Source organism: Shewanella sp. 10N.286.48.B5 (assembly GCF_002874355.2).
Taxonomy (GTDB): Bacteria; Pseudomonadota; Gammaproteobacteria; order Enterobacterales; family Shewanellaceae; genus Shewanella.
Window position 1 is genome coordinate 1785300 of sequence record NZ_MCVG02000001.1, and the last position, 21136, is coordinate 1806435.

Here is a 21136-nt window from a genome sequence, read left to right on the forward strand (position 1 = left end):
AAGTTAATATAATGTTGCAACTCTGTTTACAGACATTACTGAACAAGGGAATAACTGTCAACAGAATTTTGTTAACAATCTTCAATTAACTTAAATCTATTTATTTAACTATTTCGATGAAATCCTTTCTCGTCTTTGTCGCATTGTACCGCAATTAACATACCGTTAACCATTGATCTTGTGATTGCTTATTATTGATTTTAAAGACTTTTACGACAACAATTATTTACACAGTTAAATTAGCTGACATTGCCGAATCGGTAGAAGATAACACTTTAATAAGAATGAGAAGCTAGAGATATATACTGATTTCTGAGGTTAATTATAAAAAAAGTTCAAATGTGGCATTTAAAATGTTAACAGATATGTTTTAACGGCATGCTAACTGGTAATTCAATCATCTTAGAGATGGTTAGCATAAACATAAAAAGCCATCCGAGGATGGCTTTTAGTAAAGTATTGGTTTAACTGATTAAGATTCAAATTTATGAATATATGGCCAACCGGAAAATTGCTTTCCTTTATGCGGATCGGTATTCCACTCCCAACATTCAAATTCAAATTGTCTGGCACTGTGATCAACTTTAACAATGCCGTAGCCTTCACTCTTTAAACTTCTGTCAGCTAAAAAGTTACTCCAGGAATTATTCGTTTGCTGTTTAAAGTCATCATAGGTCACTTTTGGATTAGCTACCGCGAATACTCGCATCTTATTGCCAAAGGTATCAGTAAAATCACCCGTATTCGGATCATTTTTGAATTGATTATCAAGCTTATCTAATCCTTCAAACCAACGTTGCCAAAAAGCGGCGCCTGCAGGGCCGGCGTAAAATAATGGCCCATCATCAAAGGTGTCTAATCCTTGTTTTGCAATCATGGCTAAATGTTGGTCACCGCAAATGACTACAGCGCCTGCGTCTTTAATCAATTTGACTGCGCGAGTTCTACCGTCAGGTGGATAGCCGTTTGAGTCGTAATCTAACAATGGTTCTAAATTACTTCTCGTCTGAGGCGATCCCCACATGGATGCAGCAATACAGATTTTAGGCAGCGCTTGATCCATATCTGCCCATTCGCGTAAAAACTGCTCTTGCCTATGACCCAATAACTCACCTTGGGCATAAATCGGATCAATATTGATATTACGGCGGGATTTAAACTTTCTATCTTCTACCATGGCAAAACTGACACCTCCATAAACGAAGGCACCATAAGTCACAGGAATACCGTGTTCTATTGGTGTTGGATCGTATGCATCAGGATTATGACCATGTTGCATTCGATAAACCATTTTGACCAAGGCTTTGGTTTGCATATAGCCACCGTCTTCTTCGGTGCGTTTATCACCTTCTAATACAACGGGATCGCGGCCACCTACTCCCCATAAATTACCTTGTAGTACGTCATGGTCATCCGCTAACAATATTGCAGGTTTATTTCGAATAGAATCTTTGAATGTCCAATACCAAAGATACCAGCGATAAAGCATGTCTAAGTGCGAGTCAGGTCGATTACGCCATACTTGTGTTGGCGTTGCTTCATAATACTGATCACCACAAAATACATACATATCTGGTTCGTGCTTGTCGCAATTATTCACCAGTTCTGTATGAGGAAACAAAATATTCTCAGGACTAAAACGACCTAATTGCTTTTCTTGTTTTAATCTGGTCTTGAAATGTTCAATATCTAATGACTGATTGGTGGCCACAAGGCAAGAATATAAAGCGATAGATAATGGCTTGGTTTTACCTGGATCTTTTAGCACTTGGCCTTGGTATAACACGTCCACCTGATCTGATGCGCTATCAGTAACCACTCGATAATTATGTGTTTGGGTGTTATCCCAGTTATCGACGCGATATTGAATGATGTAACCGGGCTCCATTTGGGATGAAGGCGCAGAGACCCACTCTTTACTACCGGCGATTTGATATTGTAACTTTGCAGTTTGATACTCATCGTCAGCAACTGGCATAAACTGGGCACTGAGTTTTAATACCGACTTATTGACACTGTGCATACAGCCTATAACAGGCCCAATGGCACGTTGATCAAACTGAGATAGTTTTTCACCACCCGTTTGAATATCTGAAAATGCCCAACGGGCGCCACTTTGCTTAGGTGGCGTTGAAGATAACAACATCACCCCGCCTAGTAATTCATCATTAGGAACGCCAGTTCTCACAATAAACCCAAGCTCTTTCCCGGTTTTACTGTCAATGGCAACTAAACGGACATCAAATGACGTTTTTGATACAGGATCAATATGGCAATCTAAGATAATCTCACGATCATGAACAGCGCCAATATTAACGCTATTGGTTCTCACGATTTTTTCATAAGCCAATGGTTTTTGTTTGTTGGTGAAGTCGTTAAAACTAAGTTCACCCTTTTCGTTAATTACCGCCATAAAGCCACCATTTTCACCAGATGCTCTCTGGATTAATGCGCTAGCTCGGTAATCTAAACTGTCAGAACCTGCACCCAATAAAAAACCACAAAAGCCTGCTTTCGTGGGGGTTAAATTTGAGATTTTAGCTTGTATACGCGCAGGCTTTATACTGTTGTTTAATTGTCGAGTTAAAATAGACACAGTTCGCATTTCAAAGCCACGACCATCGCGAATACATTCAATCTTACCTGCGTTTAATCGCCAATCTTGTAAACGGTTTCCCCAAAAAGCGGAACCAAGCCAAGGTCGTTGCACATTGCTGACTAATGTTTCAACGGGTGAGATATTAGTCACCGATTTTCGATTAGCTGCAGCTCTAGCTGCTTGAGATGGAAATAAGATCCCCCCAGTCGCTAACGCCGAAAGTTTTATAAAACTGCGTCTATCCATGTTTTCCTCAGTCTTGTTTACAAGTTACTTTATTAAAATGCTAATATAAAATCATAAATTCAGCCGGGTGAAACAACTTCACTAAAGGTATGTATTATTGCAACTCAGTTATGGCGGCATAAAATAGCGACATCTGTTTATGACAGATGCAGCTAACCATATGCTGTTGAATTTGAGACGTGATAAAACGTTACTAACGGTTAGTTAGTATTTTGGAAAGTACCTACATCCAGCACTTGTCGTTTGATATTAAATCGACAGATAAAATTCCAATTCCAAGATGAATCGTACTTATGACATAAACCCCACGTTAATCCCGGTCTTTGGCTTTTTACTGAGTGATAACTTTTGCCATGCTCAGGGTTAACTGAATTATGATTTGTCTCTGTATCACGAAATAATCCAATCGCTTCAGGTGCACCTTTTATATGCGCCATTATGTTGAAATTCTGACCATCTTTAGCAAATTGAATGGTATTTTTTTCAGGGCCATCGGTCGTTAATAGAGAGGCGATTCCACCTTCAAAATTCCACACCACCACTTCGTGACCACTGTTTGAAATTGGGTTTAACTCAGACTTGATATAAGGCCCTTCAATATTGTCAGCTATAGCAACACCATGCTTAATTTCACGACCACCAAAATTCATTTCTTCACCCATGGTTTCACCTTTGTAATAAAGGTAAAATTTGTCGTTAAAAACAAGCAAACAGGGGTCATGGACTTTGTGACTATCAAAACTGCCTTTGCTAGTCACATGAAAACGATTATCTTCATCCCCACGCCACTGACCATCTTTACTCGGGCTTAAAATTGGTGCTACTGACTTTACCCATGGTCCATAAGGGCTATCAGCACTTGCTAATGCTATTTCTTCATATTGACGATTGGTATAAGGGGTGGTTACCGTTTGATAAACAAGGTAATAACGGCCTTTGTGCGCTAATACTTCTGGTGTAAATATCGCGCGATCATCGAATTGGCCTAATTCACCTCTGGTTATAGCAGCCCCTTGTTCTTTCCAGGTCTCACCATCAATCGATGTTGCATGCCACACCTCGGTCAAATCCCAAGGAAAAACCTTATCGGCAAGATTGGTTGAACCAAATCCGACAGTGTGCCCTTCGCCTTTTGTGTACCAGCAATGAAATACATCGTCGACCATAATCACTGATGAAGGGTCACGTCTAATAACCCCTTCTTCAAAAGCAAAATCCCCTTTTAGCGGACTTACATCAAACTCGACCATCCATTCGGCATTATTATTATCATATCCACGTTCGATAGCGCGTTGGCTCGCGAGACTCAAAGGTTTCTGTAAACTCATAAACTGTTTTTCCCTTACAACTTAAGCAACTAGAAATTAGGTATTAGATAAAAATCCTTAGAAATTATTCAAAACTAATTTATGTCATCTGCACTCATTACTGATGATGTTTCTACTGAACACTAAATTAATAGCTGATTACGCTTAGCGTATGTATTTATTGCTTCATATACGTCAATGTCTAATATTGCGCCTTTATGTTGGACTACTTCCCTAGCAACACTGCAAGCATCAATAAGCGCTGTCTCAATATCACAACCGATATTACGTGCAGCTAAATAAGTACCAGCAAAAGAATCTCCTGCAGCTGTTGAATCAATTTGAACTGGGGCAGCGACAAACGCTTGATGCGCAATAAGTTCGCCACATTCATATACAAATGTGCCGTCATTACCGCACTTAACGATAATTTCTTTAGCGCCTAATGACTGACAATATTGCATGATTTTTATAGGTGAAGTGTGACCAAGTAATAACTCATGCTCTTCTATCCCTGGTAAAGCGATATCACAGTGCTGATACGCTAACTCAAGCCAATGAATAGCATGTTCTGGCCCGTTCCACATTGCGGGTCGGTAATTAGGGTCAAAGGCTATTTTAGTGCCATTTTCCTGGAGCCTTTTGGTCAATTCAAGTAATAGCCCCTTATCTTCATCAGATAAAATACCCAATGAAATACCACTAAAAAATGCAATATCAACTTGGCCGATTTTGTTGATTAATTCTGGTAATGGCATTAAACGCATCATTTGTGTCGCTGCGGATTGTGAACGCCAATAACTGAAACTGCGTTCACCTGTATCATCTGTTGATATTGCGTAAATCCCAATTGTTACAGATGTTGATACCAGAGCGCAGTCTGTATTCAAGTTATGTTTCTTCCACGCGGACAACATTGTTTTACTCGTAGCATCACCACCTACAGCAGTAAAATAACGACAATCGGTTTGTGGGTTATAGCGTTTTGCATAAACCAAAGCATTGTATGTATCACCAGCAAATGATCGGTTTAATAAGGAGTCAGATTTTTCAATTAACTCCATCATGCACTCACCTATAGCAAGTATTGATTTCATGGTTACGCTTCTCTTTTTAGCAAAGTAACGTTTTCAGGTTCAGATTCTCTTGCTAGTAACATTTCAATTTCTTCAATCGTTTTGTTCTTAGTTTCTGGCATAATTTTATACAAGAGCACAAAACCAATCGCACCGCAGATGGCATAGAATAAGAATATTTCATCTGCACCAAAAACACTGAGTTGCCAAGGGAAAAACTGTTGTACTAAATAGCTAACAAAGCTGGTTATGAAAGCAAATACCGGAATTGCCACACCACGAATGTGTGTTGGAAATATCTCAGAAAATAGCACCCACATGATTGGACCAATTGAAAAATGAAACGCAGCAATAAAGCCAATAATGCCGCCAATGATCAAGTTTGCATTAATAGAGGCTGCACTTTGTAATATCTGACTTTCATAGAGCTTGGCATCCGCCTCACCCATTATTTGAATAAGGGCATCTTTAAACTCGACATCACTTTGATATACCACATTAGCCATTGACGATAAGTCGCCAATATTAATTTCAGCAGCTAGTGCAATTAAAGCTTGATCGGTTAATGTATATGTCGCGCTGTGAAATCCCCAAAAACAAGCGAACAAGCTTACCGTAGCGGTTGCTAAACCCCAGATCACTAAAGGTCTTCGCCCTAATTTATCGATAAGTAAAATAGCAACAATCGTAAATACAATGCTCACTAAACCCACAACAACAGCTTGGAAAAAAGCGGCATCGGTACCAATGCCTAATTGTTCAAACACGGTAGGCGCATAAAACATGATGGCGTTAATTCCGGTAATTTGTTGAACAATACCAATGGTTAACGCAATAATCATTACCGATCTAACTTTGGTATCAAATAGACTTTTAAATAGTTCAATGAACGAGGCTTTCTCATCGTGATCTTTAAGGCTTGCTTGAATCTGTGCGATTTCATCATCACAATGGGTCGTATTGTTGAATTGATTAATGATTTCTTTCGCTTTAGCTTCTTTACGCTTCATGATTAACCAGCGTGGACTTTGAGGAATATTCAGTAACAGTAAAAACCAAATGATGGCCGGTATTATTTCAACAGCCAACATCCAACGCCATGTATGGGTATCGATTCCTAGTGAAGTCACCAATGGATGACCACTTTCTGAAAAAGACAATATCCCATAGTTGACAAAATACGCTATTGATAAGCCCACAACAATATTTATCTGAATAATAGATACCAACTTGCCACGCAAATGCGATGGCGCAATTTCACCAATATACATGGCAGCTACGGATAATGATGTGAATGCTAAGCCACCAATAAATCTGGCTATGACCAGTGATTCGAAACTGGTTGCGATAACAGATAACACAGCTGAGATAATATAAATAAAGGAGATAAGCACGAGGGTTTTCTTACGGCCGATTTTGTCACAAATAAAGCCGGTAACGAGTAATGCAAATATAACGCCGAAACCTGGAGCACTTACGACGGTTCCTATTTGCATATCAGATAAACCAAATTCACTGGTAACAAATCTAACAGTACCTGATATTAGTGCTGCATCAAGCCCGAAGATAAATCCTCCGATAGCAACAACCAACGCACAATAGTAAACGCTGTGACTTCTAGCAATCATATGTGTATCCATCTTTTAGTATTAATTTGTAATGATGCCGTTTGTGAGTTTTAAATTATCCGTATTAGCAAGGACACTGATAGAAATAAAAGGTGACTCAACGACTATTAACATTACAGTAGCATTAACAACAAAGATTTAGCAACTATTGTTAACAATTTACTATGACGATTATTTTACACTGGATATATGATTCATTAATCTAGCGATGTTTATGATGTATTATACTGAATATTCAGTATAAAATGATTTATCAAATTAATTTAGACTACATAATAGTCAAATATTCTAATTGAAAATAAAACGAATTTTTACATAATAATTATCACAAACTATTAATAACTTATTGCGTCAACAGCATTCGCAATGTAGATTGTTAACAAAATAAACTTAACATTGTATGTGGTTATGAAAAAAAAAATGAGCTCGACCCTGTCAACAATAGAGTCAACCAAGCGTGCTTTATTAGTGACATCAATAATTGCTGCATTGAGCGGTTGTCAGTCTGAATCAGTGACATTTAATGTCACTCCGAGATCAGAAATAGATTCAACTGCTAGCCAAACTATCCAACTTATTGATTTTAATAAACAGCAGACCGATTTAATCAATACCGTTGCAGCAGATACGCATATTAATGATGGCGCTATCGCAGTTAAGTTTAAATCTGAAAATAATAGTTACAGTAATATCAGTTTTAACCCTGATACGCCGTGGGATTGGAGTGCGTTAAAAGACTTTAATCTCGCATTTGATATTGCCAATACTGGTAAGCACAGTGTGCAGCTTTACCTTGATATCAGTGATATTGATGGTGCTAATTACACTCGCACAGTCAATATTCCTGTCGGCAGCACCTCAAATACCTATTATGCGAAAATGGCAGGTCATGATTTAGCCACTCCTGATGGCGATCATAAAGTTGAACTAAATTTTAATTCAGGTTTACGTTCAAACCCTGATACTTGGGAAAGTGACGAAGTACAATTTACCTCTATGTGGGGCAAGAAGAACCTCAACACCAAAGGCATCGCGAAAATTAGTTTAAGTGTGCAAAGTAACTTACATGATAAAGAAATTTTGTTGAGTAACATTAGAATTCGTCAAAACCCTGAGTTTAATAAACAGTTCTTAACTCACATCGTTGATCAATTTGGTCAGAACAACACAGAAGATTTTGTGGGTAAGATCAACAATGAAGTTGAATTAGAAAACCAACGCGTGGCTGAGGCAAAAACCTTATCTGGAAAAGTCGCTGATGGAAGGAGCCAATATGGTGGCTGGCTAGCAGGTCCTAAACTAGCCGCAACGGGCTATTTTAGAACCGAAAAGGTTAATGATAAGTGGTCATTAGTTGATCCCGATGGTTACTTGTATCTCGCCACTGGCCTAGATATCATTCGATTATCAAACTCATCAACCATGACAGGTTATGACTTCGCTCAACAAAATATTGTTCAACGCACTAAAGCTGATGTCACCCCAGAAGATTCACAAAAATTAAATCGGGTATCCGATGCTGCTATCGCCAGTCGTTTTAAAGCATCAGATACTCGCGCAAACATGTTCAATTGGTTACCTAAATATAACGAACCTTTAGGCAAACATTTTGGATATCGAAGAAGCGCACATTCTGGGCCATTGAAACATGGTGAAACTTACAGCTTTTATTCTGCAAACCTTGAACGTAAATACGGCAACCAGCCTCAAGGCTATATGCAAGCTTGGGAAGATACAACAATCAACAGAATGTTAGATTGGGGTTTTACATCTTTAGGTAACTGGACTGATCCACGATATTACGACAACAATAAAATACCTTATTTTGCTAACGGATGGATTATTGGTAACTACAAAACAGTGTCAAGTGGTGATGACTTTTGGGGGGCTATGCCAGATGTATTTGACCCTGAATTTGAAGTCCGAGCTTTTGAAACAGCGAAAGTGGTTTATGAAGAAGTTAAAAATAATCCTTGGTGTGTCGGCGTATTCATCGATAATGAAAAAAGTTTTGGCCGTTCAGATAGCGTCAAAAGTCATTACGGCATTGTAGTTAATACACTCACACGTGACGGCAAAGATGTTCCAACAAAAGCTGCATTCACCGCAGTCATGAAGCAAAAATATGGTGAGATTCAAGCACTGAATACTGTTTGGGAGAAAGAGTTCACCAGTTGGGAAGCATTTGACCGCGGCATTGATTCAAGTATCAATAACGAACGTCAAATAGCTGATTATGGCGTATTACTTTCAGCCTATGCTGACAAGTACTTCAGCACGGTAGATAAAGCATTACAAAAATACATGCCAAACCATATGTATTTAGGCTCTCGCTTTCCTGATTGGGGAATGCCTATTGAAGTCGTTAAATCTTCAGCAAAATTTGTTGATGTCGTGAGCTTTAATTCATATAAAGAAGGACTGACTAAAAAATCTTGGAAATTCCTCGAAGATATCGACATGCCAAGCATCATTGGTGAGTTTCATATTGGCGCTAAAGATTCTGGTTTATATCATCCTGGTTTAATTCATGCTGCAGATCAGCAAGACCGCGGCGTGATGTATCAAGATTATATGAATTCGGTTATTGATAACCCTTACTTCATCGGTGCGCATTGGTTCCAGTATATCGATTCACCTATTACTGGTCGCGCTTATGATGGCGAAAACTACAATGTCGGATTCATTTCAGTTACAGACACCCCTTACCCATTTATGGTTGAAGCGGCTAAAACCGTGAATGGCAATATGTATCAAAGAAGGTTTGGTAAACAAGAATTAAGAGAGTAACCGCGTTAATTTAATCTTTGTTTTATGAATGCTTCTTATCCTCAGGAAGCATTCAGTTTTATCCAATCTCGTTTTAATTGCTTGAAATCTGCTTAGGTCTCCAAAGTTGCCCTGTCAGTTATTTAACAATTATGTCTGTTGTTAACAATAAACGGTTTCAGAGCATTGTTTTTCATCAAATAACAGAATTTTTTTAATGAATCATTTAATATCAACTACTTATAAAAAATAATTCTGTATATTATTAACAATGTGACATTTGACAATTGTAATGATTTCACTAAGTGTCTAGAATGTTAATATATAATGATGAAAATTGGGTACAACAATGGCTGCAGCAAAACCGACAAAAATTCTTTCAGTTAAAGATCAAATTGCAGATCAACTGCGTTCAGATATTATTGCTGGTGATTTAGCGCCAAACACTAAGCTTAACGAACAAGAGTTAGCAAAACGCTTTGGTTTATCGCGCGGGCCGATTCGAGATGTGATCTTACAGTTGACCAAAGAAGGTTTACTGATATCTAAAAATAACTGTGGTGCATCAGTTAACAGTGTTCTAGAGCCAAAGCTGCAAAAGCTGATGATTAACCTGCGTCGTAACATTGAAGTCTATGCTATCGAGAATTTCAAAAATAACCCATTAACTGAAGATGATGTAACCCAATTGGAAACAATTCTTGATGAGTTACAAGGAGCCTTTGATAGAGAAGATTTTACTGAAGTGACAAAAGTTGATATCTCGTTCCATAACTACCTAATATATAAAGCAGGTGGCGAAGATTTAGTTAATATCTGGTATCCATACGTCATGCGTATGCGCCTTAACTATAAACGTATTACCACTAGCTCAGAATGTGTAGAAGAGCACAGAGGCATTTTACAGGCATTACGCGATGACGACATCAGCAGCGCAGTTAAGGCCATCAAAGCGAATATCAAGTAACTCCCCCCAATTCAATCTAACAAAAGGACAGTTTGCCACTGTCCTTTTTTAATACGCTGAATTCAGTCGATTCACAGGCAAGCATTCATTTCATTGATTAAAATTATTAATGGTGTAACTTGCTCGCTACCACGATTATGTTTAACTCTGTTCATCTACAGTGAAATCTTCCTCGCTTTCAATCGACTAAAATGTTTGCTCATCAGATTCACTATTAACTTCAATGGTCGTTGCAATGTATATATCGAATATTGTTATTGAAAACAATTTACTACATCGATATAAATCCAAATAAGTACTTTAATTACAAACCAATAAATAAAACTCACATGAATTAAATTCAACACCCATAAGTAAAATACAATTTTAAGTATATTTTTCAAGATCTTAAATGTAGCGAAGATATCTTAAAAGTTTACCTCTCAAAAGCTATGGATAATTGTTAACAATTCACCAAAAACAATGTTAGTGTATCTGTGTAACCTTTGGGATATTCATGTTTGTATCTAGTTCACAATCTATGATTTACATAATTAAGAATTAGATGGTCGTCTGCGTAGTCGTTGATCCCTTATTTTGTAATAACAATTGAAGTGACCACTATGAAACAAGACAATAAACATTTTTCCAACTATTCATTTATATATAAAGCCTTCGCTATATTGGTATTAAGTTCAAGTTTAATGGCCTGTACCGGCTCCTCAGATGAGCCAGCTAGCCCACCAACAGCCACGCCACCGGCAGCTACACCACCCGTAACCCCAGACACAAGCCCAGTTGAATTTAACTTTATCAACCAAACAGATGTAGCAGTTAACACCCTCATCAAGTCTAATACTGTTTCCATAACAGGCATTGATACTGACGTCGACATTAGTATTAGCAAAGGTAAATATTCCATTAATGGCGCTCAATTCACAGACACACAAGGCACAGTAAAAGCCAATGACACTGTGGCAATAGAGCTATTATCTGCAGAAACATCAAGCACAGACGTGCTAACAGAACTGACCGTGGGTACATTTACCACTACGTTTACTGTAACCACCCAAGCCGAAATAGAGCCTGAAAATGTAAAACTTTATTTCAACCTCGATACTGAGCATTCCGTTAACGGGGTTAATCAATTTTCGCGAGAAAAGTTTATCACCATTCATGCCTCACATACTGAAAACGATTGGTATAACGTAGGTGTCAATGAATCTGCCGATCTTATTACTGAATTTGTTGAAGACTACGATGTGTATTTTGGCCGTGATACTGGCGGTATGCGTTATCAACTCAGTCTATTGGCAGAATCAGCAATCAACAGCGGCTTTGTTGACCCGCAAATGGCCACCAACAATGGCGGAAATAGAAGATGGAACTATAGCACTGCAACCGATGCAAGATCAGAAACCCAACGCAAACATGAACACCGTAATCCAAATATGGTCGTTGCAGCGCAAGAACACCCTTATTGGCCTGATGGCAAAGATACGGGGCAAGGTTGGTCATTTTCACAAAAGGACAGCGCCTCTGAGCCCTTTGGCACCGCTACCGGTGATTATATGGGGCAATTTGTTGCCAAATACTTTAACAAAAATGATGGCATTGATATCTACGGACAACCTAAGCCTAAATACATTGAAGTGATGAACGAGCCACTATACGACTTAGTTGATTATGCAGAAGAGCCAACCACAGTAACTAAAGTATTTGAATTTCATAGTAACGTTGCAAAAGCCATTAAAGCAGTAAAAGTCAATGAAGTCTTCGCTAACGATAATGTGCTGATTGGCGGCTATACGGTTGCGTTTCCTGATTTTGATAAACAAAATTTTGAGCGTTGGGAATTAAGGGATAAAGCCTTTATTGATGTTGCTGGCGCAGACATGGATTTTATTTCACTACACCTTTATGACTTCCCTGCTTTTCAAAACAGAGAAGAGTTAAGAACGGGCAGTAATATAGAAGCAACTTTCGATATGCTCGAGCAATATATGGCGATGTCTTTAGGAGAAGTGAAACCCTTTATCATTTCTGAGTATGGCGCTCAAATGCATTCTCTGTTTAACCAACCTTGGCTACCGCAGCGTGACTGGAATCATTTAAAAGCGATTAATGGCCAGTTGATGTCGTTTTTAGAGCGTCCAAACCAAATTGAAATGGCGATTCCGTTTATCCCAGTTAAAGCTGAATGGGGGCGCTTAAGTGAAACGGTCCCCTATTACACTCGGTTAATGCGTCAAAATAAAGAGGCGTCAGGTCAAACTGGTGATGAATACGTTTATACCGAAATGGTGAAGTTTTACCAATTATGGTCAGAAGTTAACGGAACCCGAGTTGATAGCTTTGCTACTGATGCTGATTTTCAGTTAGATGCATACATTAATACCAATGATGCGGGAAATAGCGATGCTTACCTTGTTATCAATAGTTTGGAACAAACATCACAGCTTGTTGATTTATCACTACTGGGTTTTGATGAAACATCCATCAGCGCAATTAGTATTAAACAGCTATCTCATGACAATCAAACCCCTGTGTTAACTGAAACTGAACCGCAGTTACTCGCCGATATTGCATCACTCACTATCGGCGCAGAAGCCACAGCAATTATTAAACTCTCATTTAATAAGCTCATCACTCAAGGGCATAGCCAAAATGAAACCAAATATTACGCAGACATTTATAAGCAAAGTATTGTTGCCGATAGCCCGCTGACATTTAACCTTAATAATGTTGTTATTGCCGAAAATGGTGAAGCGACTTTAAGAATTGGCTTAGGACGCGAACACGGTAAATCACTACAACCGACTGTTAGCGTTAATGGTAATCCCGTTGTTATCAATACTGATTACCGTGGCTACGATCAATATGCTAATGGGGATGGTCGACTACAATTTTTCGGATTAATCGAAATTCCTATTAACAACAGCTATGTAAACCAAAACAATCAAGTGGAGATTACTTTTGGTGATGATGGTGGCTTTGTTACCTCTGTATCAATGCAATATTTTGAGCAATCAAAACAACTCATTCGCGAATAAAACACATAACAGACGAAACGATATTGAGGTGCAGTGAAAACTGCACCCAAACTTATCTTACGATGGTGATATTACGTCGTTACCGCAGTGGTGAGATCTATTCCTGTTGTGGCAGGAATAATCTTAAGCTCCAAACTTTACCCATATTAATGATTCACTAAGAAAGGGAAATATATGAAACATCATTTAAATCTCGTATGCGCAACAGCGTTAATAAGCACAAGTGTTTTATCCAGTTCAATTTATGCAGCTGATTGGGATGATATTCCACTACCCACTGTAGCTGGCAATGGTCTCGTTTGGCAATTGAATGAGCAATACTCTGATTCCTTTAACTATAGCGGTAAGACATCGACATTTAACAGTAAATGGAATGACACGTATTTCAATGCATGGGAAGGACCAGGACTAACACGTTGGAACAGCGCAGAGTCTTGGGTGTCTGATGGTAATTTGATTATTAGCGCATCGCGCAAAGCACCGGACTTGGTGAATGCAGGTGTTATTACCTCAAAAACTAAAGTTAAGTACCCTATTTTCTTAGAAGCCAATATTAAGGTGAGTAACCTGGAGTTATCATCAAACTTTTGGCTACTGAGCGAAAATGATGAGCGTGAAATTGATATTCTAGAAGTATATGGCGGAGCACGTGAAACCTGGTTTGCACAAAATATGTCGACAAACTTCCATGTCTTTTTACGAAACGGTGATAATAGCATTAAAAGTGATTTTAATGACCAAACTCACAATACACCCGTTTGGGGTAATACCTGGCGTGAAGGTTTCCATCGATTTGGTGCATACTGGAAAAGCCCGACAGATGTTACCTTTTATATTGATGGCCAAGAAACCCAACAAGGTTCATGGGATGAAGTCGTAATGAAAGATAAGGACTACACTGGCACGATCATGAATAAAGAACTGTACAATATGGATGAAGAAATGTTCATTATTTTGGATACTGAAGATCATTCATGGCGCAGTGAAGCGGGTAATATTGCCACCAATGCAGATTTAGCTGACGCCAGTAAAAACAAAATGTATGTAGATTGGATCCGCGTCTATCAACCTGTGAGTGATGGTTCATCAGGTGGTAATACTGGCGGTGACATCAATCCTAATACTCAATATCAAGTCGTCGCAAAACATAGTAATAAATGTGTAGATGTTGTTGATAGTAAAAAATCAAACGGCAGTACTTACCAACAAACAGCTTGTAGTAACAACAATAGTGACCAACAATTTAGTTTTACTGAATTATCCAATGGTTTCTATTCTATTAAGGCTAAAGTGAGTAACCTTTGTTTAGATTTATCAGCGGGTTCAACCGCTAATGGCGCCAAAATTCAGCAATGGGTTTGTAACAGTTCAAACCAAAATCAAATGTGGGATCTAATCGACAAAGGCAATGACCAATATGAGATTCGCAATAAGGTCAGTAATAAATGTTTGGATATAGCGGGTAAAGTAACATCTGATGGTGCAAGCCTTACCCAATGGAATTGCTATGATGGCGATAACCAACGCTTTTCATTAACACAATAGTTTCTCAAGTAACCTATCCTAAAAAATGAGCACCCAATGTTTACTATAAAAAACGAAGTTTGGGTGTTTACTCCATTAAACCATCAACTCTAAGGACTTGTTCTGGATCATCAAGCATAAAAATACCCCGATAAAATCGAGGTATTCCGACTTAAACGCTTAAAACGTTAATTTACCTTAAGCATTAAGCATGATTTGCGCTATTCCGTAATGTGATTAAATGTTGAATTTGACCCATCGATGCCATCATTAAATGACAAGCCTGCAGATAACCATTTTGATGAAATTGCTCTAATAAGGCATCACTAAGGCAAGCAAGTTTTTTTTCATTGATTACATACAAACCGTCAAAGTTAACCTTTTGGGTAGCTAAAGTTGAGTCCACTACTTGTTGTGAAGCCGATGGATTAGCTGCAGTTAATTTTTTATTGATAGTAACCTCCAATTGAATTGCTTCAATTAAATCGTTATCTGCAAGGGTTTGAATAAATGTCTCAGTGCGCAATATGCCGTGAGAAAGCTCAAAGACCATCTTACTCATTGCCGTTAAATAGGCTGTTGGTTTTTGGTTTTCATCAAATAATGCGTGGGCATTATCTGCTGTATCGCCTTCAATAACCCTCTTACTATTCATATCAATAGTTAATACCGTATTATCAGCATTAGCAGGCGATGAGCTTTCGCCAATTCGTCCGACCATAAAAGGCTGTCGACGAATATGAAGGGGAATATAGTGGCTGCTCCAACCATCTGCAGTTAAAAATAGGTTCTCTCCGGGTTCAAAGCCCAATAATGCATGCAAGCCAAATTGACCCGTTTGATTATCCTTTAGTAAACAGCAAGGGTATTCCAAAATCAGGCTACGTAACTCATCTGCTATGACAGGCACAAAGTGAATATTTTCGCCAAATTGATTACCATGGCCACTGCACACTTTAGTATTTTTATGGATGTTACTATCAACAATGATATTGTTCACGGTTGCTCCTTTTATACTCGTTGTAAACCGTATTGATTGATTAACTTTAATAGTTCTCGATTTGACATTAAATGAGCGCTTAATTGTGAGGTGTCAGATGCGACTTTTTGAAACAATAATGCAGCATCTTTTTGTGCTGTATCAGCTAAACCCCGATGCGACGCTTCAGTTTTAAACCCCATCCCATAAAGAACATATTGATAACTGGCAGCAGGAAAGACTTCTGTAGCATGGATAAAGTCATTATCACTTGGAATATGGTACTTCCATAAGCTCAGCAATGTTTTAAGGCTTTGTGGAATAGTGTCTGGGTGGCGATTATCTATCCAGAATTGGCTATCATCACGCTGAGTCAACATATAATGCAGCTTTAGAAAATCTATGTTCCTCTCCCAGCGGTATGTAAAGGTTTGATTAAATCGCTTCGCTACAATATCCATACATGCACGATTAGCAGGTAACTGCTGGGCTATCATGTTGGCAGAGATCTCTACTAACAACAGTGCTGATGCTTCTAATGGTTCTAAAAACCCTGCAGATAACCCCACCGCGACACAATTGCGATGCCAAAATTGCTCTCGATAGCCTGGATTAATCGGTATTTTACGAAATGTTAATTCATCAATATTGCTTACTGAAGGCGCAAGATATTGTTTAAGCTCAGCAATTGCCGTTTGCTCTGAAATATACTTACTGGAATAAACATGGCCTACCCCTCGGCGACTTGATAAACCTATGTCCCAAATCCAGCCTGCGGTTTGCGCTGTTGAAATGGTTTGTGAGGCAATGGGGCTTTGCTCGTTTTCATAGGGCACTTGAACGGCAATAGCATTATCAACGAATAATATGTCTTTACAGCTTTTAAATGGTACTTGGTAATGCTCCCCAAGCAGCAGTGATTTAAAGCCACTGCAATCTATAAACAACTCACCATATACATCACCAGATTTCGCCGTCGTCACACATTGAATATCCCCACTATCATCATTATTAATTGCAATAACATCATCGACAATATGGTTAACATTCAGTTGGCTAATACAGTGTTGTTTTAAAAACTTAGAAAAACGACCTGCATCTAAGTGATAAGCATAATTAGCAACAGCATCGTACTCTGCTGTAGTGATTAATTTAGGGGCTAATCCGGCTTGGCATATTGCTTCTTGAGGGCTTAAACACATTGAAAATGACAAAGCTTGATTAGGTACCCATTCCTCATTAGCCTGATGATATGGAAATTGAATATTGAACCAATGTGCGGCCAGATTATCATGCTCACCACCTTCGGGAAGCATTAAAGGATGATAGTAGTAATCATCTTGCTTTCCGGTGACCCATTGGCAAAATTTAGCTCCTTGCTTAAAGGACACATGACATTGGCGGATAAAATCGGTTTCTCTAATTCCCATATTTTTTAGCGTTCGGCGCATGGTAGGCCAAGTACCCTCACCCACGCCAATGGGCGCCACATTAGCTGACTCAACCAATGTGATACTAAAGTTTTTTTCATGCTGCTTGTTTAGCTTTGCCGCTAACGTGCCAGCTGTTATCCAGCCAGCAGTTCCCCCACCTACAATAACGATATTCTCGATAGTTTTATTCTGCTGCTGATGCTGTTCGTCGATTGGATTGTTCGCTAAGGATTTAGACATGATTTACTCCAATTCTCGTTTTGTCATTTAAAATCTACTACAAGCTAAAAAGGCTGCTGCAAAAAGCAGCAGCCAGAGGCTCAATTAGCTAGGTACTCACCAAGATTAAAACTTGGCACTTATACCAAATGTAAAGCGAGGCCCGTATTGCTCTGCAGACAACAATTGCTCTTCAAAGCGGCCGAATCGACGTACCGTTTCATCGGTTAAATTAAGGCCATCTACAGATACAGTGAACGTGTCGTTGATATCGTAGGACACACTCATATCAAGTTGACCATAAGCTTCAGTAAACGTAGGTTCATTACCAAGCGCTAGCAAGAACTCATCACGCCAGTTATAAGCGATACGGGCTTGAAAGCTATCATTTTCATAAAATGCCACCAAGTTTCCTGAATCGCTTAAACCGGTCAGTGCAATAGTTTGATCGAAGTTATAAGGGTCAAAGGACTCATCACTGTTTACGATTGTGTAGTTAGCCACGGCACCGAAGCCACTATCCCAAAACATGTATTGTGCATTTAACTCCCAGCCATCAACCTCACGGTTTTGTAGATTGTCAGGCGTAGCAACTTCCCAGGTAATCACAGGATCTGTCGCAACGCCTAAACATGCAGGATTTGGTATATCAGCAGCATCAGGGCACCCTGCACGAGGGTTGACACTTGGGTCTGTTAATGGCTGACCTTTAACATCATTAATCGAGCGGTTTTCAGTACCGGCACCGATGAAGTTTTCAACATACTTTTTAAAGTAACCAGCAGAAGCAAAGCTACCATCATCGAAGTACCACTCTAATGACAAATCAAAGTTATCCGATGTGATAGGTAAAAGGTTTGGGTTACCCTGAGATGCGTTAAATGGTCCACCCGGACGTGCATTAACATTGGTTGCCGGGAACATGGCGCTAACACCAGCGCGTGATAATGTGCGGCTATAAGAAAAACGCGTTACTAGCTCATCAGTGACCGTCATATTGAAATCAAAATTAGGTAAAATTCGAGTATAGCTACCGCTTAATTCATCTGCTGTTGGGACATCATCATAAACAGGACGCAATTCTTGATCATGTCGATAATTCATCGCAACAATACCATTTTGAACCGAATAAGCAGACACATCGGTATCTTCGTAACGCACACCTACATTCATTTTGACTGGCATGTCATTAAACTCGGTATCAAAATCAAATGACAAATAAGCCGCTAACGTTTCTTCATTGACGCCATTGGTTTTAATATTCGGCTCGGCGAACTTGCCTTCATTTTTGACAATATCGATGAATTGATTAACATCATATTGTGAAATCAACGGGAATAATTTATCCGCACCCGAGAATTGATCTGCAGTATCGCCAAGAGGCTTAAAGCTAAGATCGAGATCATCAAGTGGCACATCAACAAATGAGAATACTTCACTTAAACGTGTATCAATGGAGTAGTCAGTATTCATAATACCGAAATTGATTTTAGTTAATGCACTGTCAGATGATGCGTTTTCCCAAGTTCCTGAAAAACGATATTGCTTAACATTGTTTTCCATTGAGTAGCCACGTTTTTGATATAAATCAGAAACGATATTGTCTTTGTTATAAGCCCCACCTGGTAAGTTTGAGTCATCAACAATAATTTCGGGAATATCGCCAATAAAATTAGCGCCAATTAAGCCAACTGAGCCAGATGGATTTTTTAAATTAGCTAATGTCTCTGCGGTTTGACCATCAGGATTAGACTCTGAAGTTGAATCATGAATATCAAGCTCAAAACTTAAGGTATCCGTTGCTTGCCATTCAATGTTCAGGCCCAGTGAATCATTTTCTTTTTCTTCGTAATATTCCCACGCCCAAAAGTTTAACTCATCGTCTTGATCCCGAGGATTCCACAAGGTGCCATTAGCATCGGCAGATCCACTTGGATTATCGAACCAAAACGCTGAACGGTTGGTCACACTGGTTTGTTCAAAGCGAGAGATAGTGTAATCAAGTGTGGCAACAACTGAATCAATTGGCTGGATTTGTAAAACAGCTTGAGCATTTTGACGCGTTCTTTCGGTATCCAGTTGCTCTGTTTTAGCCGTCCACGGCGTCCAAATTGCTTGCTCTGGGTTTCTATCAGTATCAATGGCCGATAAATCTACATTGTCACGGCTACGGTTTCTAACCCAACCATCTGTCCCTACTAAATCGGTATGACTGTTACGTTCTGCATGTGATGCTGATAATAAAAAGCCGACTCTGTCATCAGCAAAGGTTTGGCTGATCATGCCTGAAACTTCTGGCGTGACTGAATCTCCTTCTTCAACGCTAGTATCGTAAATACCTTTAGCGCTAACAAACGCCTTAAAACCATCATAGTCAAATGGACGTGCTGTAGCGATATCAATAGTCGCGCCAATACCACCTGAGGTGATGTGTGCTTTACCGGTTTTGTAAACGTTTACACCAGAAACACTTTCAGCAGCAATCTCACGAAAATTAAAACTACGTGAAACCCCTGCTGATTGCAGCGCAGATGAATTTGGCATTTGACGACCATTTAAGGTTACTAGGTTAAATTCAGGCCCAAAACCACGAACAGATACCTTGTTACCTTCGTTATTTGCACGGTCAATAGAAACACCAGCAATACGTTGCAGCGACTCTGCTAAATTAGTGTCAGGTAATTTACCTATATCTTCAGCACTGATTGCATCGACCACACCATCAGAATAACGTTTTGTAGAAGCTGATTTGGTTAATGAACTACGAATGCCTCGTACCTGAATAACCTCAGTTTCTTGTGCTTGTGATTCAGCTGCTAGGTCTTCAGCATGCACTCCAGCACTTGCCGCGATAATCATCGCAGCAGTTAATGAGTTGAGTTTGAACTTACACTGTTTCATTTTAAAACCTTCTTATTAGGGGTTTAAAAGGTGTCGTGCTCACAAGAACAATGAAACGTTATGAGTAACGTGATTGCTAACGGCGTAGCGAGGTCTGACCCTGTTAACAATCTAGCTACTTTACGCTCAAAGTGTCAACTGTTTTTTGGAGTTAGTTAATTGTTGACAATATTCAATTGACTGTAATAATAAATGTAATACTCACTGTTAACGAGTCTTTTTAAGGTCTGTCGCGTTCAGTTTTTTAAACGCGACTTAATTGGTAAGCCGATGTAATAATTGACTTATAAAACTTTAACCTTTGGGTTGTTCGATATGTAAACAAGCTAGTTTCCCATAACTAAAACAGCTTACTTTAACCCTGAATTAATGGGGTATTTAATACTTAATAATAATAACGCTTAGACTAATTAATTAGCACTTTGTTAACAATAAGTTTAACGCTGACCTATTTTA

The 21136-nt window shown here is 39.0% G+C and carries 11 protein-coding genes; 4 read left to right on the forward strand and 7 right to left on the reverse strand.

Annotated elements, in window-relative coordinates:
* Window positions 1-472: 472 nt before the first annotated feature.
* The 4 genes from BCU57_RS07715 to BCU57_RS07730 form a co-directional block, all read right to left on the reverse strand.
* Window positions 473-2845: an alkaline phosphatase D family protein gene (locus BCU57_RS07715; protein ID WP_102440670.1), complete on the reverse strand. Its 2373-nt coding sequence runs from the start codon at window positions 2843-2845 to the stop codon at window positions 473-475.
* 200 nt (window positions 2846-3045) lie between these two features.
* Entirely contained in the window at window positions 3046-4173 is a 1128-nt protein-coding gene (locus BCU57_RS07720) for a glycoside hydrolase family 117 protein (RefSeq protein ID WP_102440671.1), read from the reverse strand.
* A gap of 122 nt (window positions 4174-4295) precedes the next feature.
* Window positions 4296-5249, reverse strand: a complete 954-nt coding sequence (locus BCU57_RS07725) for a sugar kinase (RefSeq protein WP_102440672.1) — start codon at window positions 5247-5249, stop codon at window positions 4296-4298.
* A gap of 2 nt (window positions 5250-5251) precedes the next feature.
* Window positions 5252-6856 (reverse strand): sugar porter family MFS transporter, encoded by a 1605-nt coding sequence (locus BCU57_RS07730; RefSeq protein WP_413211416.1) that lies wholly within the window; start codon window positions 6854-6856, stop codon window positions 5252-5254.
* A gap of 420 nt (window positions 6857-7276) precedes the next feature.
* On the opposite strand from BCU57_RS07730, the gene BCU57_RS07735 reads away from it, so the two are divergent.
* The 4 genes from BCU57_RS07735 to BCU57_RS07750 all read left to right on the forward strand — a co-directional run bounded on the left by BCU57_RS07735 (window position 7277) and on the right by BCU57_RS07750 (window position 15169).
* Window positions 7277-9646 (forward strand): beta-galactosidase, encoded by a 2370-nt coding sequence (locus BCU57_RS07735; RefSeq protein WP_102435848.1) that lies wholly within the window; start codon window positions 7277-7279, stop codon window positions 9644-9646.
* 328 nt (window positions 9647-9974) lie between these two features.
* The gene (locus tag BCU57_RS07740; protein ID WP_102435810.1) at window positions 9975-10592 is read left to right on the forward strand and encodes a GntR family transcriptional regulator; all 618 of its coding nucleotides are present in this window, start codon (window positions 9975-9977) and stop codon (window positions 10590-10592) included.
* Between the two features lie 602 nt (window positions 10593-11194).
* Window positions 11195-13624: an agarase gene (locus BCU57_RS07745; protein ID WP_102435812.1), complete on the forward strand. Its 2430-nt coding sequence runs from the start codon at window positions 11195-11197 to the stop codon at window positions 13622-13624.
* Window positions 13625-13798: 174 nt separating this feature from the next.
* Window positions 13799-15169, forward strand: a complete 1371-nt coding sequence (locus tag BCU57_RS07750; RefSeq protein WP_102435814.1) for an RICIN domain-containing protein — start codon at window positions 13799-13801, stop codon at window positions 15167-15169.
* A 184-nt stretch (window positions 15170-15353) separates the two neighbouring features.
* Here the strand turns inward: BCU57_RS07750 and BCU57_RS07755 are convergent, their stop codons facing one another.
* The 3 genes from BCU57_RS07755 to BCU57_RS07765 all read right to left on the reverse strand — a co-directional run bounded on the left by BCU57_RS07755 (window position 15354) and on the right by BCU57_RS07765 (window position 20680).
* Window positions 15354-16148 (reverse strand): SapC family protein, encoded by a 795-nt coding sequence (locus BCU57_RS07755; RefSeq protein ID WP_102435816.1) that lies wholly within the window; start codon window positions 16146-16148, stop codon window positions 15354-15356.
* An 11-nt stretch (window positions 16149-16159) separates the two neighbouring features.
* Entirely contained in the window at window positions 16160-17800 is a 1641-nt protein-coding gene (locus tag BCU57_RS07760; protein ID WP_102435818.1) for a tryptophan halogenase family protein, read from the reverse strand.
* Window positions 17801-17905: 105 nt separating this feature from the next.
* Complete coding sequence (locus BCU57_RS07765; protein ID WP_102435820.1) at window positions 17906-20680, reverse strand: TonB-dependent receptor; 2775 nt, start codon at window positions 20678-20680, stop codon at window positions 17906-17908.
* Window positions 20681-21136 lie beyond the last annotated feature (456 nt).